21 protein-coding genes are annotated in these 24,740 nt (G+C 73.4%); 14 read left to right on the plus strand and 7 right to left on the minus strand.

Annotated elements, in window-relative coordinates; genetic code table 11:
• The first annotated feature begins 54 nt into the window (after positions 1–54).
• Together AMY39116_RS0305990 and AMY39116_RS0305995 are read left to right on the plus strand one after the other, a co-directional pair.
• Positions 55–2,829 carry a BTAD domain-containing putative transcriptional regulator gene (locus AMY39116_RS0305990; RefSeq protein ID WP_157358436.1) on the plus strand — a complete coding sequence of 925 codons (2,775 nt, stop codon included), beginning with the start codon at positions 55–57 and terminating at the stop codon, positions 2,827–2,829.
• Between the two features lie 876 nt (positions 2,830–3,705).
• Positions 3,706–6,966: a BTAD domain-containing putative transcriptional regulator gene (locus AMY39116_RS0305995; RefSeq protein ID WP_020416790.1), complete on the plus strand. Its 3,261-nt coding sequence runs from the start codon at positions 3,706–3,708 to the stop codon at positions 6,964–6,966.
• Between the two features lie 105 nt (positions 6,967–7,071).
• Here the strand turns inward: AMY39116_RS0305995 and AMY39116_RS0306000 are convergent, their stop codons facing one another.
• Positions 7,072–7,761, minus strand: a complete 690-nt coding sequence (locus AMY39116_RS0306000; protein WP_020416791.1) for a response regulator transcription factor — start codon at positions 7,759–7,761, stop codon at positions 7,072–7,074.
• Positions 7,762–7,846: 85 nt separating this feature from the next.
• Between AMY39116_RS0306000 and AMY39116_RS0306005 the strand changes: the two genes are divergently transcribed.
• Positions 7,847–10,249, plus strand: coding sequence for a tetratricopeptide repeat protein (locus AMY39116_RS0306005; protein WP_020416792.1), 2,403 nt, complete (start codon positions 7,847–7,849; stop codon positions 10,247–10,249).
• 209 nt (positions 10,250–10,458) lie between these two features.
• Here the strand turns inward: AMY39116_RS0306005 and AMY39116_RS45970 are convergent, their stop codons facing one another.
• On the minus strand, positions 10,459–11,277 hold the full coding sequence (locus AMY39116_RS45970; RefSeq protein WP_157358437.1) for a hypothetical protein: 819 nt from the start codon (positions 11,275–11,277) through the stop codon (positions 10,459–10,461).
• A gap of 399 nt (positions 11,278–11,676) precedes the next feature.
• On the opposite strand from AMY39116_RS45970, the gene AMY39116_RS0306010 reads away from it, so the two are divergent.
• Positions 11,677–12,336, plus strand: coding sequence for an ESX secretion-associated protein EspG (locus tag AMY39116_RS0306010; RefSeq protein ID WP_020416793.1), 660 nt, complete (start codon positions 11,677–11,679; stop codon positions 12,334–12,336).
• A 25-nt stretch (positions 12,337–12,361) separates the two neighbouring features.
• Positions 12,362–12,832, plus strand: coding sequence for an SRPBCC family protein (locus tag AMY39116_RS0306015; RefSeq protein ID WP_020416794.1), 471 nt, complete (start codon positions 12,362–12,364; stop codon positions 12,830–12,832).
• Between the two features lie 331 nt (positions 12,833–13,163).
• Here the strand turns inward: AMY39116_RS0306015 and AMY39116_RS0306020 are convergent, their stop codons facing one another.
• A complete protein-coding gene (locus AMY39116_RS0306020) occupies positions 13,164–14,591 on the minus strand; it encodes a bifunctional phosphatase PAP2/diacylglycerol kinase family protein (protein WP_027935675.1) in 1,428 nt (475 codons plus the stop codon).
• A 62-nt stretch (positions 14,592–14,653) separates the two neighbouring features.
• Between AMY39116_RS0306020 and AMY39116_RS0306025 the strand changes: the two genes are divergently transcribed.
• The 6 genes from AMY39116_RS0306025 to AMY39116_RS0306050 all read left to right on the plus strand — a co-directional run bounded on the left by AMY39116_RS0306025 (position 14,654) and on the right by AMY39116_RS0306050 (position 18,744).
• Positions 14,654–15,151, plus strand: a complete 498-nt coding sequence (locus AMY39116_RS0306025) for a GNAT family N-acetyltransferase (RefSeq protein ID WP_235716068.1) — start codon at positions 14,654–14,656, stop codon at positions 15,149–15,151.
• Entirely contained in the window at positions 15,133–15,720 is a 588-nt protein-coding gene (locus AMY39116_RS0306030; RefSeq protein ID WP_020416797.1) for a TetR family transcriptional regulator, read from the plus strand. Before AMY39116_RS0306025 ends, AMY39116_RS0306030 begins: the two co-directional genes overlap by 19 nt.
• A 397-nt stretch (positions 15,721–16,117) precedes the next feature.
• A complete protein-coding gene (locus tag AMY39116_RS0306035; RefSeq protein ID WP_027935676.1) occupies positions 16,118–16,978 on the plus strand; it encodes an LLM class flavin-dependent oxidoreductase in 861 nt (286 codons plus the stop codon).
• A 99-nt stretch (positions 16,979–17,077) separates the two neighbouring features.
• Entirely contained in the window at positions 17,078–17,362 is a 285-nt protein-coding gene (locus AMY39116_RS0306040; RefSeq protein ID WP_235716070.1) for a hypothetical protein, read from the plus strand.
• Between the two features lie 105 nt (positions 17,363–17,467).
• Positions 17,468–18,106, plus strand: a complete 639-nt coding sequence (locus AMY39116_RS0306045; protein ID WP_020416800.1) for an SGNH/GDSL hydrolase family protein — start codon at positions 17,468–17,470, stop codon at positions 18,104–18,106.
• Positions 18,100–18,744, plus strand: a complete 645-nt coding sequence (locus AMY39116_RS0306050; RefSeq protein ID WP_020416801.1) for a maleylpyruvate isomerase family mycothiol-dependent enzyme — start codon at positions 18,100–18,102, stop codon at positions 18,742–18,744. The genes AMY39116_RS0306045 and AMY39116_RS0306050 overlap by 7 nt, the downstream gene beginning before the upstream one ends.
• Here the strand turns inward: AMY39116_RS0306050 and sigJ are convergent.
• From sigJ to AMY39116_RS0306065, 3 genes are read right to left on the minus strand one after another with little or no spacing between them, the layout of a single operon-like run.
• Positions 18,736–19,611 (minus strand): RNA polymerase sigma factor SigJ, encoded by an 876-nt coding sequence (gene sigJ, locus AMY39116_RS0306055; RefSeq protein ID WP_020416802.1) that lies wholly within the window; start codon positions 19,609–19,611, stop codon positions 18,736–18,738. The two genes, AMY39116_RS0306050 and sigJ, sit on opposite strands and share 9 nt — an antisense overlap.
• 17 nt (positions 19,612–19,628) lie before the next feature.
• Positions 19,629–19,772, minus strand: coding sequence for a hypothetical protein (locus AMY39116_RS46770; protein ID WP_020416803.1), 144 nt, complete (start codon positions 19,770–19,772; stop codon positions 19,629–19,631).
• Between the two features lie 37 nt (positions 19,773–19,809).
• Positions 19,810–20,466, minus strand: coding sequence for a TetR/AcrR family transcriptional regulator (locus AMY39116_RS0306065; protein ID WP_020416804.1), 657 nt, complete (start codon positions 20,464–20,466; stop codon positions 19,810–19,812).
• Between the two features lie 114 nt (positions 20,467–20,580).
• Here AMY39116_RS0306065 and AMY39116_RS0306070 point away from each other — a divergent pair, with 114 nt between their 5' ends.
• Genes AMY39116_RS0306070 through AMY39116_RS0306080 form a run of 3 tightly spaced genes read left to right on the plus strand, consistent with a single transcriptional unit; the run spans position 20,581 to position 23,701 of the window.
• A complete protein-coding gene (locus AMY39116_RS0306070; protein ID WP_020416805.1) occupies positions 20,581–22,065 on the plus strand; it encodes an NAD(P)/FAD-dependent oxidoreductase in 1,485 nt (494 codons plus the stop codon).
• Positions 22,065–22,862, plus strand: a complete 798-nt coding sequence (locus tag AMY39116_RS0306075; protein WP_020416806.1) for an SDR family oxidoreductase — start codon at positions 22,065–22,067, stop codon at positions 22,860–22,862. The genes AMY39116_RS0306070 and AMY39116_RS0306075 overlap by 1 nt, the downstream gene beginning before the upstream one ends.
• A complete protein-coding gene (locus AMY39116_RS0306080) occupies positions 22,859–23,701 on the plus strand; it encodes an alpha/beta fold hydrolase (RefSeq protein WP_020416807.1) in 843 nt (280 codons plus the stop codon). Before AMY39116_RS0306075 ends, AMY39116_RS0306080 begins: the two co-directional genes overlap by 4 nt.
• Here AMY39116_RS0306080 and AMY39116_RS0306085 read toward each other — a convergent pair.
• A complete protein-coding gene (locus AMY39116_RS0306085; protein ID WP_020416808.1) occupies positions 23,688–24,464 on the minus strand; it encodes an APH(3'') family aminoglycoside O-phosphotransferase in 777 nt (258 codons plus the stop codon). The genes AMY39116_RS0306080 and AMY39116_RS0306085 overlap by 14 nt on opposite strands.
• Between the last annotated feature and the right edge of the window lie 276 nt (positions 24,465–24,740).

Consider the following 24,740-nt stretch of genomic DNA (forward strand, 5'->3'; position numbering starts at 1 on the left):
TTCTGCTTGCTTTTCCCGTGTCCGTTCCACCCTGTCCACGGAAAGGTGCCCACCGTGTCCGCGAACCCGTCCCGCCCGGTGCGGTACCGGCTGCTGGGCCCGATCGAGGTGTCGGGGCCGGACGGGCCGGTGCGGCTGGGCGGGCCGAAGCAGCGCTCGGTGCTCGCGGCGCTGCTGCTCAACGCCGGGCGCGTGGTGCCGGACGAGCAGCTGTTCGCCCTGGTCTGGGGCGCCGCGCCGCCGGCGACGGTGCGTGGTCAGGTGCAGGTGTACGTCTCCGAGCTGCGCAAGCTGATCGGCGCCGACGTGATCAGCAGGCGCGCGCCGGGGTACGTGATCCAGGTCGGGCCGGGTGAGCTGGACCTGCACGAGTTCGACGAGGCCGTCGACAGGGCGCGCGCGGACCTCGACGCCGGTCGCGTCGCCGACGCGGCCCGGCGGCTGCGCGTGGCGCTGGACCTGTGGCATGGGCCGGCGCTGGGCGGGGTCACCCAGTCGCTGCTCGACCGGGAGGGCCCGCCGCTCGCGGAGAAGCGGCTGAGCGCGCTGGAGGACTACTTCGACGCCGAACTCGCCGCGGGGCGGCACCGCTCGGTGGTCACCGAGCTGCGGCAGGAGGCCGAGGACAACCCGTTCCGCGAACGCCTGCAGGCCCTGCTGATGCTCGCGTTGCACCGCTGCGGCCGCACGCCCGAGGCGCTGGAGGTCTACACCGCGGTCCGGTCGCGGCTCATCGACGAACTCGGCGTCGAGCCGGGCCCGCTGCTGCGGGACACGCAGGTGCGGCTGTTGCGCGACGAGCCCGAGGAGGGGCCGGTGCCGCGGCAGCTGCCCGGTGACGTGCCGCAGTTCGCCGGGCGGATGCGTGACCTCGCGCGGCTGGACGCGTTGCTGCCGCTGGACGGCAGCGGGGACCGGCCGTCGGTGTCGGTGGCGGTGGTCAGCGGTGGCGCCGGTGTCGGCAAGTCGGCGTTCGCGGTGCACTGGGCGCACCGGGTGCGGGAGCGGTTCCCGGACGGGCAGCTCTACGTCAACCTGCGTGGCTTCGATCCCGGCGCGTGCGCGATGAGCCCGGCGGAGGCGGTGCGGCGGTTCCTCGACGCGCTCGCCGTTCCGGCGCAACGGATCCCGGTGAGCGTGGAGGCGCAGGTCAGCCTGTACCGCAGTCTGCTGGCGGACAAGCGGGTGCTGGTGGTGCTGGACAACGCGCGCGACGCCGAGCAGGTGCGCCCGCTGCTGCCCGGCGCGCCCGGCAGTTTCACGCTCGTGACGAGCCGGAACCAGCTGGCCGGGCTGGTCGCGGTCGAGGGCGCGGCGCCGGTGAGCCTGGACCTGCTGTCCGACGCGGAGGCCCGAGAACTGCTGGCGCGGCGGCTGGGGGCGGACCGGGTGGCGGCGGAGCCGGAGGCGGTCGCCTCGATCAACACGTTGTGCGCGCGGTTGCCGCTGGCGCTGGCGATCGTGGCCGCGCGGGCGGCGACGAACCCGGGGTTCACGCTGGGGGAGCTGGCCGCCGAGCTGTGCGCCGCGCGCGGTGGGCTGGACGCTTTCGAGGGTGATGACGCGAGTTCCGACGTGCGGGCGGTGTTCTCGTGGTCGTACCACGCGATCAGCGCGGAGGCGGCCCGGTTGTTCCGGTTCCTCGGCCTGCACCCGGGGCCGCACGTGACCGTCGCGGCGGCGGCGAGTCTGCTCGGGGTGCCCCGGGTGCGGCCGCTGCTGGCCGAGTTGACGCGTGCGCACCTGGTCGCCGAGCGCGCGCCGGGGCGGTACGCGTTCCACGACTTGCTGCGCGCGTACGCGATCGAGCTGACGCAGGAGGAGGACGCGGAGGCGGAGCGGACCGCGGCGGTGCGGCGGATGTTCGACCACTACGTGCACACGGCGCACGCGGGCGCGGCGGCGCTGAGCCCGCAACGGGAGCCGCTGGCGCTGGACCCGCCGTCGGCGGGTGTGGTGGTGGAGCCGCCCGCGGACGCCGGCGCCTGGTTCGCGGCGGAGCACCCGGTGCTGGTGGCGGCGATCGACCGCGCGGCGGCGACCGGGTTCGACATGCACGCGTGGCAGCTGGCGTGCGCGTTGAGCCACACGTTCGTGCGGCAGGGCAGGCACTGGCTGGGGGAGCCGCGGACGTACGAGGTGGCGCTGGAGGCGGCCGCGCGGCTGGGGGATCCGGTCGCGCTGGCGCACAGCCACCGAGGGCTCGCGGTCATCCTGACGGCGCTGGGGCGGGACGAGGAGGCGCGGGCGCAGCTCGATCGCGCGCTGGACCTGTTCGAGGAGCTGGGGGACCTCGGGTACCAGGCCGATGTGCGGCAGGGGCTCACGTGGGTGTGCGATCGGCTCGGGGATTACGCCGAGGAGTTCCACCACGCGCGGCGGGCGCTGGAGTTGTTCCAGGCGGCGGGGAACCGGTACGGGGCCGCCAGTGCGCTGAACAACATGGGCTGGAGCTGTGCTCGGCTGGGGGATTACGAGCAGGCGCTGGCGCACTGCAAGGAGTCGATCGCGGTGCAGGCCGAGCTGGGGAACCTGGTCGGTGAGGCGAACGCGTGGGACAGCGTCGGGTACGCGCAGCAGTCGCTGGGAAACCTGGACGAGGCGGTGCGCTGCTACGAGACCGCCGTGGGGCTGTATCGGCGCCACGGAAGCCGCTACTACGAAAGCCGAACGCTGAACCGCCTCGGCGACGCACACCTGGCGCGAGGTGATTCGGCCGCGGCTCAACGTGCTTGGCGGGCGGCGCTGGAGTTGCTGGAGGAGCTGGGGTCGCCCGACGGGGGCCAGATCCGCGCGAAGCTGGGTGGGGTTTCGGAGTGGTCGGCGTAGCCGCTGCGGTGGCTGGTTCGGGGTGGGCTGCTGTGGTGGCTGGTTCGGGGTGGGCTGGCTGTGGTGGCTGGTTCGGGGTGGGCTGGCTGCGCTGACTGGTTCGGGGTGGGCTGGCCGCGGTAGCTGGTTCGGTGGCTGAGCTGGCCGCGGTGGCCGGTTCGGTGGCTGAGCTGGCCGGTTCCGTGGTGAGTGGACAACTGCCGCGCAGGTGGTGAGTAGACCAACCGTCGCGCGCAGGTGGTGAGTGGACCAACCGTCGCGCGCGGGGCGCCGCGCAGGCATGACCGGTCCCTTCATCGCTACGCGAGTGCCACTTTCATGGGGCGTTGGGGGTATCGCTGATGCCGGGAAGGATGAACGGTCCGTTCATCGCCGCGCGAGTGGCTCTTTCGTGCGTCGGTGAGGAAGCCACTCGCGCCGGGAAGGCCCGCCGGGAAGGCCCGCCGGGAAGGCGTGGATGGTCCCTTCATCGCTGCGCGAGTGGACCTCTCGTGGAGCGCTTCCGGGTGCGCTGATGCCGGGAAGGGATGAACGGTCCGTTCATCGGCGCGTGGGTGGCGACCTCGTGGGTTGGTGGTTGGGCCAACCATGCCGGGAAGTGATGAATGGTCCGTTCATCGCCGCGCGAGCCACCCCACCCACCCCGACCCAGACAAACCAACCCCGCCCCAACACATGATCACCCTCCGCAACCACCCCTCACCACCCGCACCCACCAGGCAACACCTGCGTTAACCCCAAGCAACCAACGCAACCGCCACACCCCTTCGAAGCATTTTCGAAGCGGAGTTTGTAACTCTGTCGGAGTAACGCGGGAACGGCTTGGCGCACCAGTGCGTCCCAGGCTGCGAACGACGAGATCGGGGCGGTGAACGAATGAGCGACGGTTCGCGGAGCCGCTTGGGCGCGCTGGTCCAGGGCTTCCGCCGGCGCGCGGGCCTCACCCAGCGTGAGGTCGCCGACCTGGCGGGGCTCAGCGTGGCCGGCCTGCGTGACGTCGAGCAGGGACGTGTCACCCGGCCGCGCGTGTCCACTCTGCGCAAGCTGGGCGATGTGCTCGGTCTGTCCCGTGTGGAGCTGGGGGAACTGCTCCGCGAGGCGGGCAGCGAGCAGGCCACCGGCGGCGGGCTGCGGGTCGAGGTCCTCGGGCCGCTCCGGGTCATCGCGGACGGCGAACCAGTCGACCCGGGCTCGGAAACCCAGCGGACCCTCCTCGCGCTCCTCGCGCTGTCCCCGAACGCCCCCGTCGGCCGGGACGCGCTCGTCGAAGCCGTCTGGGGTGACCAGCCGGAGCACGGCACCGTCGACCTCCTCCAGTCCCGCATCTCCCGCCTGCGCCGCCGCCTCCAGGGCGACCCGGAGAGCGGCTTCATCGTCTCCGCGCGCGGCGGCTACCAGCTCAAGGTCGCCGAGGGCCAGCACGACCTGCTCCTCTTCCGCCAGCTCGTCGCCCGCGCGCGGCACGTCCGCGAGGAGGGCGAACTCGCCGAAGCGTGCGGTCTCTTCGCCGAAGCCGTCGGCCTCTGGCGGGGCGAACCGCTCGAAGGGCTGAGCGCCCTGGACTCCCACCCGATCGTCGTCGCGCTCGTGCGCGAGTACCGGGCCGTCGTCGTCGAGTACGCGGGCGCCGCCTCGGATCTGGGGCGCTACCAGGAGGTTCTGCCGCTCCTGCAGCGCGTCGCGGAGGCCGATCCGCTGCACGAGGCCGTCCACGCGCGCCTCATGATCGCCCTCGCCGGCAGCGGGCAGCAGGCCGCCGCGCTCGACGTGTTCGACACCCTGCGCCGCCGCCTCGCCACCGAACTCGGCGCGGACCCCGGGCCGGAACTGGCCACCGCCTACCAGCGCGTCCTGCGCCAGGAGGTCGCGCGGCCGGAGTTCGCCCCGGTCAGCGCCCACCGCCAGCTGCCGCTCGACACCGCCGATTTCAGCGGCCGCGAATCCGAGCTGACCACCCTGCGTGACGGGCTCCGCGCGATCGACGGCGGCACCGCGGTCGGCATCGCGCTCATCGAAGGCATGGCCGGCGTCGGCAAGACCCGCCTCGCCGTGCACGTCGCCCACCAGCTGCTCGCCGAGGGCCGCTACGGCGACTGCCAGCTCTACGTCGACCTGCGCGGCCACTCCGACCAGCCGCCGGCCGACCCGGCCGCGGTGCTCGCGTCGTTCCTGCGCCTGCTCGGCGTCCCCGGCGACCAGATCCCGCCGAGCCTCGACGAGCGCGCCTCCCTCTACCGCGACCGCGTCTACGGCCGGGATGTGCTGGTGCTGCTGGACAACGCGGCCAGCGAGGACCAGATCCTGCCGCTGCTGCCCGCCGGGCCGACCAACCTCGTCCTGGTCACCAGCCGCCGCGCGCTCGCCCTCGACGGCGCCCGCACCCTGCCGCTGGACGTCTTCACCCCGGCCGAGGCCCGCGAACTGCTCGTCCGCGTCGTCGGCGCCAAGCGGGTGGAGAGCGAACCCGAGGCCGCCCGCCGCGTCGGCGAACTGTGCGGCTGGCTGCCGATGGCCGTCGCGCTCGCCGCCCGCCGCCTCCAGTCCCGTCCGACATGGACAGTCGCCGACCTTGCCGCCCGCCTGGCCGAAACCGGTGACCGCATCGACGAACTGGCCGCGGGCAGCCGACGGCTGCGGGCCGTGTTCGAACTGTCCTACCAGGCCTTGGCGGCCGAGGAACAGCGCCTGTTCCGCCTGCTGGGCCTGCACCCCGGCGCGGACTTCACGCCCGAGTCGGTCGGCGCGCTCGCCGGGCTCACCCCGTCGCGGGCGAGGTGGCTGCTCGACCGCCTCGTGGACGAGAACCTGGTCACCGTCGTCACCCGCGACCGGTACCGGCTGCACAACCTGCTCGCCGAGTACGCGCGCGGCCTCGCCCGCGACAACGAGCCGGAGCCGGCCCGGCGCGCCGCGATCACCCGCGTGCTCGACTTCTACCTGCACACCGCGGCCCGCGCGACGCAGCTGATCTACCCGGCCAAGCACATCCCGCTCACCGGCGCCGCGCCCGCGCACGGCCCGGTGCTGCCCGACCGCGAGGCGGCGAAGCGGTGGCTGGAGGCCGAGCGGCCGTGTCTGATCGCCGCCGTCAGCCTGGCCGCCGAACAGGGCTGGCCGACGCACGCCTGGCAGCTGACCCGCAGCCTGCGCGCGTACCTGTACCTCTACGGCTACAGCCACGACCACGACTGGGTGCACACGCACGAGGCCGCGCTGGCGGCCGCGACCGCGGCGCAGGACCGCGTCGGCGAGGCGCACACCCGTTCCGACCTGGCGGCCGCGTACCTGCACCACGGCCGCGCCGCCGACGCGCGCGAGCAGTTCCTGCGCGCGATCGACCTGCACCGCGCGAACGGCGAGCGCGAACTGGAAGCCACTTCGCTGACCGCGCTGGCTGTGCTCTGCCACCGCGTCGGCGAGTTCCCCGAGGCGCTGCGGCTGTTCCGCACGGCGGGCGTCCGCTGCGCCGGGGACCCCAGGCTGGAAAGCGCTGTCGCCGCGAACCTCGGCGCCACGCTGGCCACGCTCGGCCGGCTCGACGAGGCCGTCGACCAGTACCGGCACGCGCTGGTGCTGTCCAGGCAGGCGGGCGACCCGGACGGGGAGAGCGGCGCCCTGGCCGACCTCGGCGACGCGTGGCGGCGGCTGGGCAGGCACCGCGAGGCGATCGAGCACCTGAAAGAGGCCGCCGACCTCGCCGAGGCGCACGGCCTGGAACCGCGGATCGCCTACGCGCGGCACCGCCTCGGCAACACCTACCGCCAGACCGGCCGGTTCGACGACGCGCTCGGCAACCTCAACGAGGCGCTGCGGATCGTCCGCACGGTCAGCGGCCCGGCGACCGAGAGCGAAGTGCTCATCGACTTCGGCGGCGTGCACCGCGACATCGGCGACCTGCTCACCGCCGCGGACCTGGTCGAGGCCGGGCTGCGTGCGGCGATCAACCGCGGCGAGCGCTACCAGCAGGCGCGGGCGCTCAACGAACTGGCCGAACTGCACCGCTGCGCCGCGCGAGCCGGCCTGGCGCAGGACTACTGGCGCCGCGCCTACGCCCTGTTCGACGAACTGGGCACGCCAGAAGCGGCCGAGCTGCGCGACTTCACCGGAGACCGCTGGCCCGTCACGTCCGTGGCCTGACCCCGAACTCCCGGGCCGGCCATCGCCTGGCCCGGGACCAGCGGACACGCCGCGGCGCCGCCTCGCCTCGGCGTGTCCGCCACTGACCGGGAATTCAAGCGCCGCTCAGATGAGCCCGTTGCGCAGCGCGTAGGACACGGCGTGCGTGCGGTTGCGCAGCCCAAGCCTGCTGGTGAGGCTGTGCAGGATGTTCTTGACGGTGCGCTCCGAATAGGACATTTCCGCGGCGATCTCGGCGGTGTCCTGGCCGTCGGCGAGGCGGCGCAGCACCTCGGTCTCGCGGCGGGACAGCCCGTTCAGCATCAGCTCGCGCGGCGCCAGCACCTCGCGCTGCAGGCGGGCCAGTCCGTGCAACACCTGGCCCAGCTGTTCGGCAGGCAGGTGGCCGTGGCCCTGGTGCGCGTCGGCGATGGCGCGCAGCAGGCGGGCCGTCGTGACCTCCGCGCGCGGGAGCAGCACCACCAGGCCGTTCTCGATCGCGGTCCACAGTTCCGCCGGGCGGGGCGCGTCGGTGATCAGGACCAGCCGCGCGTTCGTCGGGGCGTCGGCCACCAGCTCCGGCAGACAGGCCACCGACTCGGTCATCGCGACCACGACGTCCGCCGAGGCGGGCGTGCCGTTGACGACGTGGATGCCGGGTTTGCCCTGGATCTCGCTGAGCAGGCCGGCGCGCAGGAACACGTCGTCGGCCAGCACCGCGACGCGGACCACCGCGCGGTCGGCCGCCGGGACGGCGTGCAGGCGGGCGGCGGGCCGGCCGCCGGGGATCTCCCGCGTAGCGGTGCTGTAAGGCATAGGGCCACCTAACCGTACCGATACAGGCGGAACCAGGCGGAAGCACCGGCAGGTTTCGGCGCCCGCAGTTCTGCCGGTTTAATGGGTGGCGGTGAGCGAGACACTGGACATAGGGTCGCCGGGGGAGGGTCCGACCTTCGGTGAACTGCTGCTACGCCATCGCCGCGCGGCCCGGCTCACCCAGGCCGACCTCGCGCAGGCCTCCGGGGTCAGCGTGCGTGCGCTGTCCGACCTGGAACGCGGCCGGGCCCGCGCCGCGCAGCGCCGCTCCACCGAAGCGCTCGCCGACGCGCTCGGGCTGACCGGCGGAAACCGTGAAGACTTCCTGGCCGCGGCCCGCGACGGCCGCCGCCGCAGGTCCAGACCAGCCGCGCCGTTCGCGGGACCGCCGCCGGCCGCGGTGCCGGACCTGGTGGGCCGCGACCACGAGCTGGACGCGTTGCGCCGCGCCGCGGCCGACGCCCTCACCACCCCGAGCGGTGTGGTCGTGTCGCTCGTCGGGCACCCCGGCGTCGGCAAGACGGCGCTGGCCCGCACGGCCGCGCACCTGCTGGCGGCCGAGTTCCCGGACGGGTTCCTGTCGGTCGACCTGCGCGGTATGGACGACCAGCCGGTCACCCCGCGCGCCGCGCTGGACGTCCTGCTGCGTGGTCTGAACGTGCCGGCGGCGGAGATCCCGGCCGCGGTGGCCGAGCAGTCGTCGTTGTTCCGGTCGCTGCTGGCCGGCCGCCGGGTCCTGGTGCTGCTGGACAACGCGGCCGACGAGGCGCAGGTCCGCCCCCTGCTGGCGGCCGCCACCGGGTGCCTGACGCTCATCACCTGCCGCCGCGCGCTGGCCGGGCTGGAGTCGGCGCGCTGGTTGTGGCTGCGGCCGCTGGAGACCGCGGACGCGTCCGCGCTGGTCGCGGCGATCGCCGGGCCGGACCGGGTGCGCGCCGAGCCGTCCGCGGCCGCGGAACTGGCCGAGCTGTGCGGGAACCTGCCGCTGGCCGTGCGGATCGCGGGCAACCGGCTGGCGACCAGGCCGCACTGGACGATCGCCTACCTGGTCGACCAGTTGCGTGACGAGAGCACGCGGCTGGCCGCGTTGTCGGCGGGGGACCTGCGGGTGCGGTCGGCGTTCGAGATGTCGCACCGGCGGCTGTCCCCGGCGGCGCGGCTGGTGTTCCGCCGCCTTGCGGTGATCCCGGGCCCGGACTTCGGCGCCGACCTGGCCACCGTCGCCACCGGCATGGCGGCCCCGGACGTGCGCGCCCACATCGACGAGCTGGTCGACGCGAACCTCCTGCAGGCGGGCAGCGTGCCCGGCCGCTACACCTTCCACGACCTGATCCGCCTGTTCGCGCGAGAGCGGCTGGCCGTCGAGGAGGACGCCGGCGAGACGTCGGCGGCGACGTGCGCGGTGCTGGACCACCTGCTGGACACCGGGATCGAGGCCGGGCGGCTGTTCTACCCGGACGCGTTGCGGGATTCGCTGGAGGCGAGCCGGTTCGCGACGCGGGAGGAGGCCGCGGCCTGGCTCGACGCGGAGGCGGCGAACTGGCTCGCCGCGCAACGGGCCGCGCTCGCGCACGGCAAGCACCGGCAGGTGGTGGACCTGGCCAGGGCGTTGCACTGGTTCTCCGACGGCCGGATCCAGCAGCTGCCGTGGGCCGAGGTGTTCGCGCTGGGCGTGGACGCGGCGCGGGCGCTGGGCAGCCGGCCGGACGAGGCCGTGTTGCTCAACTTCCTCGGGTGGGCGCGGTACTACTGCCTCGGCGACAACGAAGGTGGCCGCGCCGCGCACGAGGAGGCGCTGGCGATCGCGACCGAGATCGGCGACCGGCGTGAGCAGACGTGGGCGCTCGGGTACCTCGGTTCGGTGTTGTTGCGGCTGGGGCGGCCGGAGGAGGCGCTGGACCACGTCGAGCGGTCGGTCGGCTTGGCGGACATGGATTTCTGGATGGGGCAGGGGTCGATCCGCAACGTGCTGGGGAAGGTGCTGTGCGCGGTCGGCCGTCCCGGCGAGGCGCTGCTGGTGCACCGCGAGGTGCTCGCCGACACCGACCGCTACCGGGACGACGCGAACCCGTTCACGTACCGGTTCTTCCGCGCGCTGACGTTCCAGTTGCTCGGCAGGGCGCTGACGGAGACCGGTGACTGGCCGGGCGGCGCCGAGGCGTTCCGGACGGCGCGGACGCTGTTCGACGAGGGCGGTTTCCCCGTGCCGGGCGCCGAATGCGCCGTCCAGGAGGGCGCGGCCTGGCGGGAGGCCGGTCGGCTGGGCCTGGCGGAGGACTGCCTGCAGGCGGCTTTGGAGGTGTTCACGCAGGTGCTGACGCGCTGGCAGCGGGCGCAGGCGCTCGCGGAGCTGGCGCTGGTGCTGGACGCGACCGGTCGAGGCCAGCTGGCGGCCGAGCACCGTCGGGAGGCGCTTGTGGTGTGTGAGGACCTGGGCACCGAGGCGGCGGCGGAGCTGGCGAAGCGGTTGTTGTCCGGGCCGGGTTGAGCCGGCGCGCGGATCCGGGCACCGAGGCGCCGGAGGTGGCGAAGCCCCTCGCCGCCCGGGCGCGGCGGGTGTGGGCGGGCAGGGTTGACCGTCCGATAGGGCATGGCGGCGTGTGGTCGCTGGCGTCGCGCGTCGCTTCGGGTTTCACTGAGCGTGATCTCGGCAGGAACGATCAGTACAGGGAGCGCGGACGTGGGCGAGCAGGACGCTCAGAACTGGGCCGCGCGCAGCCACCGCGAACTGTACGAGGCTGTGCACACCGCCGCCGGCCCCGCCGCGGAGGCCGCCCGCGCCGCGATGCCGGAACCGGTGCCGTTCGACCTGGACGAGACCCTCGAGCGCCTCTTCGCCCACGGCGGATTCGACACACTGCACGAAGCCGCCGGCGACTTGCGTCCCGCGGCCGAGCGCGCGTGGCGTGCGCACGACGATGCGGTGGCGGTGATGGCCGCGTTCGCTGCCGGAGTGGCGGAGGTTGGCTCGTCGATCCCACAGCAGACCGAAGCGCCTAAGAGTGACGGCGGTTGCTCACGGGAGGTGCCGCCTACGGATCGCGGTGCAGGGGATTCGCTGCCGTCCGCGTCTGCTTCGTCTGGTGCGGTGCCGGTGTTGCCGGACAGCGATTCCCCGCGGAGCGATTCACAGGTCTCGTCCGCGTCTGCTTCGTTGTTGTTGCCGGACAACGGTTCTCGGCGGAGCGATCGACAGGTCTCGTCCACGTCTGCTTCGTCGGTGTTGCCGGACAACGGTTCTCGGCGGAGCGATCCACCGGTCCCGTCCACAACTCCATCGTCGGTTCTGCTGGACAGCGATCCTCGGCCGAGCGCACCGGTCCCGTTCACGTCTGCTTCGTCGGTGGTGGCGGACAGCGAATTCCGGCCGGGGGCTCTGTCGGTTTCGTCCACAACTGCTTCGTCGGTGCTGCCGGACAGTGATCCCCGGCCGAGTGCGCCGGTCCTGTCCACGTCTGCTTCATCCATGTTGCCGGACAGTGACTTCCGGCGCGGGGCTCTGGCGGTTTCGTCCACATGTGCTTCTCCCGGTTCGGCATCATCCTTGCGCCGCAACGATCCCCGGCCCAGTGATCAGCCGGCTTCAGTCGCTGCTCCGTCTTCCGTGACGGCATCACCGTTGCGGCACAATGACCTCCGGCGGAGTGATCCGCCGGTTCCGCCCGCGTCCGCGATCAGCGGCGCCGCGGGTGGCGCCACCCATCGGCCGGGTGCGGCGAACTCGCCCCGGCCGCCCGGCACGCGCACCACCGGCCCGGCGATCCCGGGTTCCGGCGGTGCTGGCTCGTTGTGCCCCGGCACCGCCGGTTTCGGCGGTGCCGGGAGCCCGGGCAGCGGTGGCGGCGCGTTCGCCGTCCGGTTCGGCGAGGCGGCGGGGCCCGGCGCAGGCGGCCGGGTCCCCGCCGCGTGGCCGGCATGACCCCCCGAAGACCCGACTTCGTCCTGTCCGCCCCCGAGTTCGACCTCCTCTGGGGCGACCTCGAACTGCCGCCCGCGCCATACCCGCTGCGGGTGCCCAGCACCGGCCGCACCTTCGCCGTCCGGGCCCGGCTCACCGACGAGGTGTACCGGTCGTGCGCGGAACGCGGCCTGGCGTCCGGCCGCCGGCTCGACGCCCGGCTCGAAGCGCTGCTCGCGTTGCTGGCCGGGCCGGAGGTGTCGGTCGACGCCGTCGGGCACATCGGTTACCCGGTCCGCGCCCTCGCCGCGGCCGCGGGCCGGACCGGGGTGCTGGCCGTGGTCGCCGGCGGCGAGATCTGGCTGACCGAGATCCCGCCCACCGCGCTGGCCCCGGAGATCGTCGCGGTGTTCCCGCCCGGCACGCCCGGCGCGCCGGTGGATCAGTTCACAGTGGACGCCCTCGCCGGAAGCCGTTCCAGCGGAGGGCAGATCGGCGCGCACGCCGGCGCGCGATCATCCACTGTGGTCACCTGGTTCGACTCGTCGCGCGGCCGGTACCTCGTCTCCCGTGACGGCGACGGCATCACCGTCACGCCCACCGACGACATCCGCCTCGCTGATCACGTGACCGCGCTGTTGACGAGCACCGCAGAGATACATACTGTAGGTATGTAACTGTTCGCGGCGTAGCGAGGTGTCCATGGGGCAGTCGGGGCCCAGTGCCACGGGCCGGATCGAGGTCGCGGCGGAGCCGGGGCGGGTGTACGACCTGGTGAGCGATCCCGGCGTGCTCGCCGAGCTGGCCGAGGAGTACAGCGGGTTCCGCTGGCTGGGCGGAGTGACCGGCGCCCGGGTCGGCGCGCGGTTCCGCGGGATCAACCGCCGTGGAGCGCGGTTGTGGAGCACCGTCAGCACGATCACCGACGCCGACGAGGGAAAGCGGTTCGCCTTCGAGGTGCGTTCGCTGGGCATCCCGGTTTCCCGGTGGCAATACGACATCGAGCCCGCCGGCGACGGCTGCGTGGTGACCGAAAGCACGTGGGACAAGCGACCGGGCTGGTTCCGCGCGCCGAGTTCGCTGGTCACCGGCGTGTGGCAGCGCGACGACAAGAACCGGTCCAACATCGCCGCGACGCTCCAGCGCCTGAAGACCCGCGCCGAACGCGACTGAGCCAGGCGCCGGTGCTGAACCCGCGCCGCCGGCGCTGGGATTGGCTGAGCCGCTTCTGCGGTGGATCGGGTGGCTGAGCTAGTCGTCCAGCGGAACTGGGCAGTGGTGGTGAGTGTGCTGCTGTCGGAGGGGGTTGGGGGCTGAAGGGGTAGCCCGCGGTGGGTTCGTGCGGCCGTGGCTTGGGGGATTGGCTGGGCCACTTCGCCACTTCGGCACGTCGCTGCGGTGGATCGGGTGGCTGAGCCAGTCGTCCAGCGGAACCCGGGGGAGCGGCAACCGGCAGCGCCAGTGGCCGGAGGGCTGGGGCCGGACGGGCGCGACAGCCGTCCGCTCAGCGGTAGACCACCAGCGCGCCCCGGTTCTTGCGCAGCGTCACGTCGGGCGGGACCTGGGTCAGCTCGCCGTCCACCGCGAGGCGCAGGCGGCCGCCGGGGGCGCTGATCTTCAGTTGCGGCGCCGCCGGCCGGTCCTGGTACGGCGTGCACCAGCGCAGCGTTCCGGTCAGCACGGCCAGCACGACCCGCGTGCGCGCGAACGGGCTTTCCGCGTACACCACGCGGATGTCGAGCAGCCCGTCGTGCAGACTGGGGCGGTACGTGGGCGCGAACCCGCGCGGGCGGTACGCCCCGTTGCCCGCGAAGATCATCCACACGCGGCGCCGCTCGCCGTTCACCACCAGCTCCTGCGGCTTCGCGCGGCGCAGCACGTGCACCAGCCCGACCAGCACCGCCGGCCACTTCCCGATCCGCTTCTCCCACTTCTCCCGGTACCGGACCAGATCGGTGTAGAGACCGGTGCTGCAGGTGTTGACGAACACCTGGCTGTCCGCCACCCCGAGGTCGATCCGCACCGCGGAACCGGTCCGCAGCGCGGTGACCGCGTCGTCCGGCGTCTCCACGCCGAGGTCGCGTGCGAAGTGGTTCAGGGTGCCCGCCGGGACGACGAGGAGCGGGACGCCGTGCTCGGCGGCGACCCGCGCGGCGACGTTGATCGTGCCGTCCCCGCCCGCGACGCCCAGGACGCGGCAGGTCCGGGCGGCCTCGGTGATCGCCTCGGTCAGGTCCTCGCCGTCGGCCGGTTCGACGATCTTGGCCTGTGGCAGTTCCGCGGCGATCTGGTCCAGGATCGCCGCGCCCGCGCTGCCCGCGGACGAGTTGGCCACCAGGACCAGCCCGTCACCCGTCGGCAGGGCGGGTGCCGGGCACGGTTCGGCCTCCGACGGGCCGGCCGGGGTGCGCGGCCACCACGACAACGTGACCAGGCCCGCGGTCAAGCCGAGGCCGACCCCGGCGAGCACGTCGGACGGGTAGTGCGCGCCGGTGACCACGCGGGAGGTGGCCACCCCGGCGGCGAGAGCCCCGACCGGCGCGGCGAGCGCGGGCCATTCCAGCGTGGCCCCGACGGCGAAGGCGGCCGCGGACGCGGAGTGCCCGGACGGGAACGACGTCGTCCACGGCGCGCGCCGCAACTGCCGGACCGGCGGGATGGCGACCGTTGACGGGCGGGTGCGGCGGATGACCCGCTTGCTCAGGCCGTTGGCCGTCGCGCTCGCGATGCCCAGCGCCAGCATCCCGCGCAGGGCGGCGCGGCGCGCGCGGCGGTTGCGGGTCGCGGCGAGCGTGCCGCTGACCGCCCACCACAGGCCGCCGTAGTTGGCCGCGCGGCCGAGACGGGGCAGCACCCGGTCCAGGAGCGCCGAGTCGGTCGCCGCCACCCGCGCGAACACCTGCCGGTCCACCCGGGACACCCATCGCCGCATGCCGGCAGTCTATGCGCGTTCCGGGCTTGCTTCCGGGCACGGCGAGGAGTACACCGGATTCTATGACAACTGTCATGACGGTGGCCGAGCTGGACGGCACGTCCACGGCGGAGGTCGCCGAACTGGTCCTGGCCTGCTCCGCGGGCACCCTCCGGAACCGCTTCCTGATGCCGGGGCGGCCGGACCCGCGGGACGTCCTCGTCCGCTACCGGCGTTACCTCCTCGCCGGGCCGCCGCACGGGGTCGCGCTGGTCGCGTTCAGCGGGCGGTCGCCTGCCGGGCTGCTGAACCTGGTGGCGGGCGAGGCGCGGGTCGCGGAGCTCGGCATCGTGGTCGCGGACCCGTGGCAGCGGCAGGGGATCGCGACGGCGATGGCTTCGTGGTTGCGGACTTCGGGCCGGTGGGAGGGGTGGACGGTGCGGGCGGTGACGCACGCGGACAATGTGGCGGCGAAGGCTTTGTTGCGGGGTCAGGGTTTCCGGCTGCTCGGCGGGGTCGATCGCGGCGAGTACCGCTACGAGTTGACGATGCCGGGACAGGTGTGGGAGGTGGCGAGGTGACGCGCGGGCCGCGGGAGCGGATGGTCTACAGCGCTGCGCAGCTGATCCGGACGCAGGGGGTGAGCGGCACCGGGATGCGGGAGGTCGTCGAGCACGCGTCGGCGCCGCGGGGGTCCCTGCAGCACTACTTCCCGGGCGGCAAGGACCAGCTGGTGCGTGAGGCGCTGGCGTGGTCCGGCGACTTCGCGGCGCGGCGGGTCGAGCGGTACGCCGAGGCCGCGCCGACTCCCGCCGGGTTGTTCGCCGGGATGGTGGCGCAGTGGCGGGACCAGTTCCGCGAGGAGGGTTTCGCGGCGGGGTGCCCGCTCGTCGCAGCGACGGCGGACGTGGTGGCGGGCAACGAGAACCTGCGGCAGGCCGTGTGCGCGGGGTTCGAGACGTGGCTGCGGCCGGTGGCGGACAGCCTGCGGGAGATGGGTGTGCCGGAGGCGCGTTGTCGGTCGCTCGCGATGGTGATGATCAGCGCGCTCGAAGGGGCGATCGTGATGGCGCGGGCGCAGGAGGACGTGGCGCCGTTGGATGCGGTGGTGGCGGAGCTGGGGCCGGTGCTGGATGCGGCGCGGGGTTGATGGTGGGTTTGGTGGGGCGGTTGTGATGGTGCGGGTGCTGGGGGATGTGGCGCCGTCGGCGGTGGTGGGGCGGGTGCTGGATGCGGCGCGGGGTTGATGGTGGGTTTGGTGGGGCGGTTGTGATGGTGTGGGCGCTGGGGGATGTGGCGCGGTCGGCGGTGGTGGGGCGGGTGCTGGATGCGGCGCGGGGTTGATGGTGGGTTTGGCGGGGCGGTTGTGATGGTGCGGGTGCGGTGGGTGGTGGCGGCGGAGTTGGGGCGAGCGCTCGATGGGGCGCGGGTTTGATGCGGGTGTGCGTTTCGCTTGACGCCGTCGGGTGGGTGGACCTGGCGGGTCTGAGGGCGAGTGTCCGTTCCGTTCAAGACCGCCGCCCCGCGCGGGTCCTAGCGTCCACGGCATGCGTATCGGAATCGGGCTTCCCGCCGCTGTGCCGGGGGCGGACTTCACCTCGATCGGGGACTGGGCCGCGGAGTGCGAACGCCTCGGGTTCGCCTCGCTGAGTGTGATCGACCGGCTCGTCTACGACAACCTCGATCCGCTCGTCGCGTTGGCCGCCGCGGGTGCGCGCACCACCCGGATCGAGCTGATGACCACCGTGCTCAACGCCGGCTACCGCCGCAATCCCGTGCTCCTCGCCAAGCAGATCGGCTCCCTGGAACGGCTTTCCGGCGGCCGGCTCACCGTCGGGCTCGGCATGGGCGGCTGGCCGGAGGACTACGCGGCCAGCGGAGTCCCCATGACCGGCCGCGGTGCCGCATTCGAGGACACCCTGGCGACCATGCGCGCGGTCTGGCGCGGCGAGACGCACGGCGCGTCCGGGCCGGTCCCGGCATTGCCGGACGGGCGTCCAGGTCTGCTGCTGGCCGGGCTCACCCCGGCCGGATTCGCTCGCGCCGCCGCGATGTCCGGCGGCTGGGTGGCGCCCTCCTTCGGCCTGCCGGTCCTCGAACAAGGCGTGGCGGCCGTCCGCGCGATCTCGCCGGGAGCCCGGATCGTCGTCGAGCGGTACTTCTGCTTCGGGCCGGGCGCCGAGCGCCGCGCGGACGACTACATCGCCCACTACTACGGTCCCGCCTACGCCGGCCAGGTGCGGCCGGACGTGCTCACCGACCGCGGCCACCTGCACAAAGAGATCACCCGCCTCGCCGAGGCAGGCGCCGACGACCTCGTCCTGCTGCCCTGCGCGGGCGAGCCGGAGCAGATCGGGCTCCTCGCCGCGCGGCTGCCCACTGTGGACGAACCCGGCACTGTCGGGTGAAAACCCGGCCGCGGCGTTTGCCGTGTGCCCGCACCAGGGAACCACCGCCACGAGTATCCGGAGTGGACCCACCGGGGTGCACCGGAGAGGAGGCTCACCGTGAGCGGATGGGTGAGGGTGCGCGACGAGCCGGCGGGGCTGAACGGAACGTTCGTCCTCGCCCGGCCACGGCCCGGCACCGTGGGCGAGACCCAGCGCGTGGCCCACGTCTTCCCGTTGCCCGCAGAGCGGCCCGGCGTCCTGGTCGCGTACTGCGGCTTCGAGGGCCGCCGCGGCGAGCTGGACCTGCTGGACCGGCCCGTCGGCATGCCGTGCGAGCGCTGTCTGGTCGTCGCGGCCCGCCGGGCCGGCGCCGAGTCGATCCCGAGCCAGCGCCGCAACTGACCGGACGCTCGTCCGCTGCAAAACTCCTGCAAATACTTCCTTGACTCGATCTCGCGCCCAAACTTAAAGTACGGTCGTCCACAAAGTTTGACGACGGGGGCGACCATGACGACCGACGTGCTCACCGGCTCACTGCGCGGCGCGCCCTGGCGGCGGCTCGCCGTGCTGGGCGACAGCGTCGCCGAGGGGCTGGGCGACCCGGTCGACGGCTACCCGCCGCCGCCGTGGGCCGACCGGCTCGCCGACCTGCTGCGCGAACAGCAGCCCGGCCTGGCCTACGCCAACCTCGGCGTGCGCGACCTGCGCGCCGCCCAGGTCCGGGACACCCAGCTCGCCGCGGCCCTGGACTTCCGGCCGGACCTGGCCGTGGTCGCCGCCGGTGGCAACGACATGCTGCGTCGCTCGTTCGACCCCGTAGCGGTCGAGGAAACGCTTTCCGAGATCGTCTCCGCCCTGCGCGCGGCCGGCGCCGCCGTGGTGGTCATGGGCCTGTTCGACATCTCCCGGTCCCCGGTCGCCGACGAGGACCGGCGCGACGGGCTCCGGGTGCGCCTGACTCAGCTCGCGCGGCTGACCCGCCGCGTCGCCGACCGCCACGGCGCCTGGTACATCGACCTCAGTGACCACCCGGCCTCCGCCGACGCGGGGATCTACAGCGCCGACCGGCTGCACGTCAACGCCCGCGGCCACGCGATCGTCGTCACCGAAACGGTCCGCAGGCTCGCCGCGGAGCTGTCGTGCTGACCCGGCAGCAGGTCGTCGAGGGCGTCGCCGGCCAGTACGACCTGTTCGCCGGGCTCGTCGAGTCGGCCGCCGACGGCTGGGACGCGCCCACCCGGTGCACGAAGTGGCGGGTCCGGGACGTCGCCGCGCACGTGGTCGGCAACGCCGTCGACACCGCGGCGGGCACCATCGGCAGGCGCACCCCCGACGAGCAGGCCACGGCTCTCGCGCACCACGAGCCCGCCGAGCTGGCCGCGATGCTCCGTGAAGCCAACGGGAAACTCCGGGCGGCACTGTCCACACTCGACGATCGACTGTGGGCGAAGCCGAGCGACGTGCAGGGCCGGACGGTCGGCAACGGCGTCCTGACCCTGTGGTACGACGCCTACGTGCACGGCGACGACATCCGCGCCGCGTTGGGTCGCGAGTCCGAACGGGGCAGCGGGCTGACCGCCGCCGTGCACTGGGTGGCAGAGTCCTTGCGACAGAAGGGCTGGGGACCCGCACGCCTGGAACTGCGCGATTTCGGCCCGGTCGACATCGGCCACGGGGGAGGCGCACTCGAGGCGGACGCGCTGGACTTCGTGCTCACCGCCTCCGGCAGGCGCGACCCGGCCGCGCTCGGCCTCGGCCGCGACGTCAACGTCTACTCACGCTGACTTCTGGGCCGCGGCGTACGCGAGCTTGTCCGGGTTGACGACCGTGTGCAGCGCGATCAGGCCGTCCTCACCCGGTTCGAGCAGCACGACCCCGAACAGCTCGCCGTGCAGGTGCATCGCGAGGCCGGGCGAGCCGTTGATCGAGCGCACCGCGAACTCGATCTGATCCGCACGCGGGTCGCGGTGCAGACCGGCGACGTACCGGGCGACGCGGTCGCGGCCGAGGATCGGGCGGCGGGCCGCGCTGACCTTGCCGCCGCCGTCCGCCCAGGACACGACCTGGTCGGCGAACATCCGCTCCAGCGCGGCCAGATCGCCGTCGACGGTGGCGGCGAGGAACCGCTCCACGATCTCGCGGCGCTGCTCGGTCGTCGCGGTGAAGCGTTTGCGCCCGTCGCCGACGTGCTGCCGCGCGCGGCGGTAGAGCTGGCGGACGTGGGATTCGTCGAGGTCGAGGATCTCACCGATCTCGCGGTGGCTGTGTCCGAACGCCTCACGCAGCACGAACGCCGCGCGCTCCGGCGGGGTCAGCCGTTCCAGCAGGAAGAGCAGTCCCATCGACAGCGAGTCGCGCTGCTCGGCGGTCTCCAGCGGGCCCAGCTCGCCGTGCTCGGTGAACACCGGCTCCGGCAGCCACGGCCCGGTGTACAGCTCGCGCCGCGCCCGCGCGGAGGTGAGCCGGGTCAGGCACAGGTTCGTGACGACCTTCGTCAGCCACGCCTCCGGCACCTCGACGCCGTCGGCGGCGTCCCACCGCAGGTAGGCCTCCTGCACGACGTCCTCGGCCTCGGACGCCTCGCCGAGCAGCCGGTAGGCCAGGCCGAGCAGGCGCGGGCGGTTGGCTTCGAAACGGGCGAGGCGGTCCACGCCTCCCAGGATGCCAGTTACCGGCCCTGCTGCGGATCGAAATCGTCGTGCTCGTCACCCGAGGACGTGCCCTGCTCGCCGCGCAGCACCTCCTGCTCCTCGGGGGAGGAGTCCTCGGCGCCGGGCAGCTCGTCGCGGGCGTCGTCGTGCTTGCGTTCCATGCGCCCGGGCTACCCGGCCGCGGGCCGCCGAAACGGGTCAGGCCGGTGGTTCGGTGGTGCGGTAGATGGTGGTCAGCCACACGTCGAGCAGCACGTCGACCGCGTTCGCCTCCAGCACGGCCGGCTCGTCGCCGGCGAAGGTGGCGTACAGGACGCGCTCGTTCATCAGGTTCAGGGCGATCGCCAGCTCCCGCGCCGGCCGGCCGGGCGGGGCCGCGCCGCGCGCCCGCTCGGCCTCGATGGCCTCCGCGGTGCGGCTGACCCAGGTCCCCATCATCCCCGCCCACAGGTCCCGCACCTCGGCGTTGGTGTGGCGGGCCTCCGCGGCGGCGAGCGCGACCGAGCGGTGCGCCCGGAACGTCGTGTAGATGGCGTCCAGGCACTGCCGCCAGCGCTCCGCGGGGGTCGGGGCGGGGTGGTCGAACACCGCCGAGGACGCCCGGTCGGCCTCCTCGGTGACCCGGTCCAGCAGCGTGAGCAGCACCGCGTCCTTGGAGCGGAAGTAGAAGTAGAACGTCGGCCGGGAAATGCCCGCGCCACGCGCGAGGTCGTCGATCGAGATGTCGCTCAGCGGCCGGTCCGCCAGCAGCCGCTCGGCGGTGGCGAGGATCGCCAGCTCCCGCTCGTCACCGCTGGGCCGGGGCGCGCGGCGGCCGCGGGCCGGGCGGTTGCGGACGGCGGGATCGGTGGCCATGCGCTCACCGTATCAGGTGGTCCAACACTTTGTCGGCGTTCTCGACAGGGTGTTGACCATGTCGACATACCGTTGGTACGTTGCGGTGGCAGACGCCTGAGGAACGGGGAAGCGATGACGCTGGAACACGTCGACGTCCTGATCGTCGGTGCCGGGTTGTCCGGGATCGGCGCCGCCAGCCACCTGCAGGCCGAGTGCCCCGGCCGCACCTACGCGATCTTCGAGTCGCGCGGCGCGATCGGCGGCACCTGGGACCTGTTCCGCTACCCGGGCGTCCGCTCCGACTCGGACATGTTCACGCTCGGCTACTCGTTCGAGCCGTGGACCGACGCGAAGGCGATCGCGGACGGCCCGTCCATCCGCGAGTACGTGCGGACCACCGCGCGCAAACGCGGCATCGACCGCAGGATCCGGTTCCACCACCGCGTGGTGCGTGCGGAGTGGTCGTCGGACCAGGCACTGTGGACGGTCGAGGCGGAGCGCACCGACACGGGTGAACGGGTGCGGATCACCTGCGACTTCCTGTTCGTCAACTCCGGGTACTACCGCTACGACCAGGGTTACGCGCCGGAGTTCCCGGGCCAGGACGAGTTCGCCGGCACCGTCGTGCACCCGCAGCACTGGCCGGAGGACCTGGACTACACCGGCAAGCGCGTCGTCGTGATCGGCAGCGGCGCCACGGCCGTGACGCTGCTGCCCGCGATGGCGGGCGACGCGGCGCACGTGACGATGCTGCAGCGCTCGCCCAGCTACGTGCTGTCGCTGCCGGGCACCGATCCGGTCGCCGACAAGCTGCGCGGCGTGCTGCCGCCGAAGGTGGCCTATCCGATCGTGCGGTGGAAGAACGTGCTGTCCGCCATGCTGTTCTTCCAGCTCAGCCGCCGCACCCCGGCGTTCGTGCGGAAGTTCCTGCGCAAGGCGGTGTCCGCGCAGCTGCCACGCGGGTTCGAGGTGGACCGGCACTTCAACCCCAGCTACGACCCGTGGGACCAGCGGGTGTGCTTCGTGCCGGACGGCGACCTGTTCAAGGCCGTCCGCAGCGGCAAGGCCGACATCGTCACCGACACCATCGAGAAGTTCACCCCGGAGGGCGTGCGGCTGTCCTCGGGCCGGGTGCTGGAGGCCGACATCATCGTCACGGCCACCGGCCTGAACCTGCTGCCGTTCGGCGGGCTGGACCTGGTGGTCGACGGCGAGCCGGTGGAGATCGGCGAACGCCTGGCGTACAAGGGCATGATGCTCTCCGGCGTGCCGAACTACGCGTTCACCATCGGCTACACGAACGCGTCCTGGACGCTGAAGGCCGACCTCGTCGCCGGGTACGTGTGCCGCCTGCTCAACCACCTCGACGAGCACGGCTACACCACCTGCACCCCGGTGCCGCCGCCGTCGGTCCGCGGGACCGAGCCGCTCATCGACCTCAAGTCCGGGTACGTGCTGCGCAGCATCGACAAGCTGCCCAAGCAGGGCCCGGCCGCGCCGTGGCGGCTGTTCCAGAACTACCCGCGCGACGTGCTGCTGATGCGGCACGGGTCGCTGACGGACGACGCGATGCGGTTCACCCGCACCGCCAAGCAGGCGAAGGAGCGGGTGGCCTGATGCGTGACTACGTGTTCGACGGCGGCGCGGCCGTGGTGACCGGGGCGGCCAGCGGGATCGGCGAGGCGCTGGCGCACGCGCTGGCCGCGCGGGGCTCGAACCTGGTGTTGCTGGACCGCGACGCCGACCGGCTGGCGGCGGTGGCCAAGGCCGTGGGGACGGGCGTGGACGTCGCCACCCACGTGGCCGACCTGGCCTCGGCGGAGGAGACCGCCGCGGCCGCCGAGCGGGTGCTGGCCGAGAACCCGCGGCTGACGTTGCTGATCAACAACGCCGGGGTCGCGCTGGGCGGCCGGTTCGACGAGGTGACGCTGGAGGAGTTCGGCTGGGTCGTGGACGTCAACTTCCGCGCCCCGGTCCAGCTGACGCACGCGCTGCTGCCCGCGCTCAAGGCCGCGCCCGGCTCGCACATCGCCAACGTGTCCAGCCTGTTCGGGCTGATCGCGCCACCCGGCCAGTCGGCGTACTCGGCCAGCAAGTTCGCGATCCGCGGGTTCACCGAGGCGATCCGGCACGAGCTGGCCGGCCAGGTCGGGGTCACGTCGGTGCACCCGGGCGGCATCCGCACCCGGATCGCGGAGTCCGCGCGCGTGGGCAGCGGCGTGGCCGGCGGGATGGATACGCGGCAGTGGGAACGCGTGCTGCGGATGGACCCGGCGAAGGCCGCGGCGGTCATCGTGGACGCGATCGAGCACCGCAAGCCGCGGGTGCTGATCGGCCGGGACGCGAAGATCCTCGACCTGCTGGTGCGGCTGCTGCCCGGCGCGCACAGCCGGCTGCTGGGCAGGTTGCGGTGACCGTGGACTTCGTGGACGTGCGCGGGCGGCGGGCCCGCTACCGGGCCGATGGCGACGGGCCGCCGGTCCTGCTGCTGCACGGGATCGGCCGGAGCCTGCGGGACTGGTCCGAGCAGCAGGACCTGCTCGCCGGCTCGTACCGCACCTACAGCGTCGACCTCGCCGGCTTCGGGATGTCGGAACCGTTGCCGGGCAAGCACACGCTCGCCGCGCTGGCCGGGTTCGCGGCGGACTTCCTGGACGCGGTGGGGGAGACGCGGCCGGTGCACGTGGCCGGGAACTCGCTCGGCGGCGCGGTCGCGATGCGGTTGTCGGTCGACGCGCCGGAGCGGGTGCGGAGCCTGGCGCTGGTGAACAGCGCGGGGTTCGGCCGCGAGGTGACCATCGCGCTGCGGCTGCTGGCGTTGCGGCCGCTGGGGAAGCTGCTGCTGCGCCCCAGTGTGGCCGGGGCGGTGCGGACCGAGCGGGCGCTGTTCCACGACCGCAAGTTCGCGACGCGGGAGCGGGTCGAGCACGCGCTGGAGATCGCCCGGCAGCCGCACGCCGCGCGGGTGATGCTGGAGACGGCGCGCGGGCTCGGCGGTTTCCGCGGCGTGCGGGAGGACTGGCGGGCCGAGCTGATCGAGGCGGTGGCCGCGCGGGCCCTGCCGACGCTCGTCGTGTGGGGCGACCGCGACCTCATCCTGCCCGCCCTGCACCTCGACGCCGCCCGGCGCGCGTTGCCGCACGCGCAGACCCGGCTGTTCACCGACACCGGGCACATGCCGCAGATCGAGCGCGCCGCGGAGTTCCACGACCTGGTGACGCGCTTCTGGGCGGAGCAGGTCAGCCCCAGGTGAGCGGGTCGAGGTGGAGGTAGAACCGCAACCGGCCGGCGTCCGGCGCCGTGCCGTACCGCTCGGCGAACTCCGCGTCCGCGGCCCTCGCCCGTTCCTCGTCCGGCCAGGTCTCCCTGGCGTTGGCCAGCAGCAGCGCGAGGTCGGCGTGGCGGTCGGCCCGGCCGAGGCGCCCTAGATCGACGAAGCCCGTGACCTCGTGGGTCCCGGGGTCGACGACGATGTTGGGCAGGCAGAGGTCGCCGTGGCAAACCACGGTGTCGGTGGCCTCCTCGGCGCGTCGCCGCTCGACCTGCGGCACGAGACGCGCCAGCAGTTCCGGCGGCGGGGTGTTTTGCTGCTCGACGGGCAGGAATTCCGGGTTCACCGCACCACGGGCGACGACGTCCCGCGCCACGGCGACCATCGTGTCCAGGTCGCGGCTGAACGGGCAGTCGTCCGCGGGCAGGTCGTGCAGCCGCCGCACCGCGTCCGCGATGTGCGGCCAGGCGCGGCCGAGGTCGTCGGCGGACAGCCGGTCGGCCGGCACGCCTGGAACCGCGCTGGTCACGAGGCAGGCGCCGGTCTCGCCGGAGTGCCAGTCCAGCACCCGTGGTCCCGGCACGCCCTGCCCGGCGAGCCAGGCGCTCCGGTCGCGTTCGTGCCGCAGGCCGGGCGCGTCCGCGGGCGGCACGTGCTTGGCGTAGCGGTCGCCGTCGGCGCTGCGGAACACCGCGGCGCCCGACTCGCCACTGGTGACCGGACGCCAGCCGGGATGATCGTGCATGGCGTCAGGCTATCGATTCAGGACCAGGGCGTGACCGGCCGCGGCACTCGCTCCCCGTCCAGCGTCCACGTGTTCGTCGGAGAAGGTCACGTGCCCGGTGGTCTGGTGGCGTTCGGGGCGGGGACCGGGCGCGTGTGCGGTGGGTGCTTGGCGCGCAACGGTTGCCGTCGACGCCGTGCGCCGGGGTTGCCGCTGACTGGGCGTCACCTGGGTGATCCGGCTGTCGGTTCAGGACCAGGGTGTGACCGGCCGCGGCACTCGCTCCCCGTCCAGCGT

It is taken from the genome of Amycolatopsis sp. ATCC 39116, assembly GCF_000231075.2.
Taxonomy (GTDB): domain Bacteria; phylum Actinomycetota; class Actinomycetes; order Mycobacteriales; family Pseudonocardiaceae; genus Amycolatopsis_E; species Amycolatopsis_E tucumanensis.

Excerpts from the sequence above, each read along its gene's own strand:
- AMY39116_RS0306020 (WP_027935675.1), bottom strand. The coding sequence starts at position 14,591 with ATGCGGCGATGGGTGTCCCGGGTGGACCGGCAGGTGTTCGCGCGGGTG.
- AMY39116_RS0306015 (WP_020416794.1), top strand. The coding sequence starts at position 12,362 with ATGGGGCAGTCGGGGCCCAGTGCCACGGGCCGGATCGAGGTCGCGGCG.
- AMY39116_RS0306025 (WP_235716068.1), top strand. The coding sequence starts at position 14,654 with ATGACAACTGTCATGACGGTGGCCGAGCTGGACGGCACGTCCACGGCG.
- AMY39116_RS0306065 (WP_020416804.1), bottom strand. The coding sequence starts at position 20,466 with ATGGCCACCGATCCCGCCGTCCGCAACCGCCCGGCCCGCGGCCGCCGC.
- AMY39116_RS0306010 (WP_020416793.1), top strand. The coding sequence starts at position 11,677 with ATGACCCCCCGAAGACCCGACTTCGTCCTGTCCGCCCCCGAGTTCGAC.
- AMY39116_RS0306035 (WP_027935676.1), top strand. The coding sequence starts at position 16,118 with ATGCGTATCGGAATCGGGCTTCCCGCCGCTGTGCCGGGGGCGGACTTC.
- AMY39116_RS0306000 (WP_020416791.1), bottom strand. The coding sequence starts at position 7,761 with ATGCCTTACAGCACCGCTACGCGGGAGATCCCCGGCGGCCGGCCCGCC.
- AMY39116_RS0306085 (WP_020416808.1), bottom strand. The coding sequence starts at position 24,464 with ATGCACGATCATCCCGGCTGGCGTCCGGTCACCAGTGGCGAGTCGGGC.
- AMY39116_RS0306070 (WP_020416805.1), top strand. The coding sequence starts at position 20,581 with ATGACGCTGGAACACGTCGACGTCCTGATCGTCGGTGCCGGGTTGTCC.
- AMY39116_RS0306075 (WP_020416806.1), top strand. The coding sequence starts at position 22,065 with ATGCGTGACTACGTGTTCGACGGCGGCGCGGCCGTGGTGACCGGGGCG.
- AMY39116_RS46770 (WP_020416803.1), bottom strand. The coding sequence starts at position 19,772 with ATGGAACGCAAGCACGACGACGCCCGCGACGAGCTGCCCGGCGCCGAG.
- AMY39116_RS0306045 (WP_020416800.1), top strand. The coding sequence starts at position 17,468 with ATGACGACCGACGTGCTCACCGGCTCACTGCGCGGCGCGCCCTGGCGG.
- AMY39116_RS0305995 (WP_020416790.1), top strand. The coding sequence starts at position 3,706 with ATGAGCGACGGTTCGCGGAGCCGCTTGGGCGCGCTGGTCCAGGGCTTC.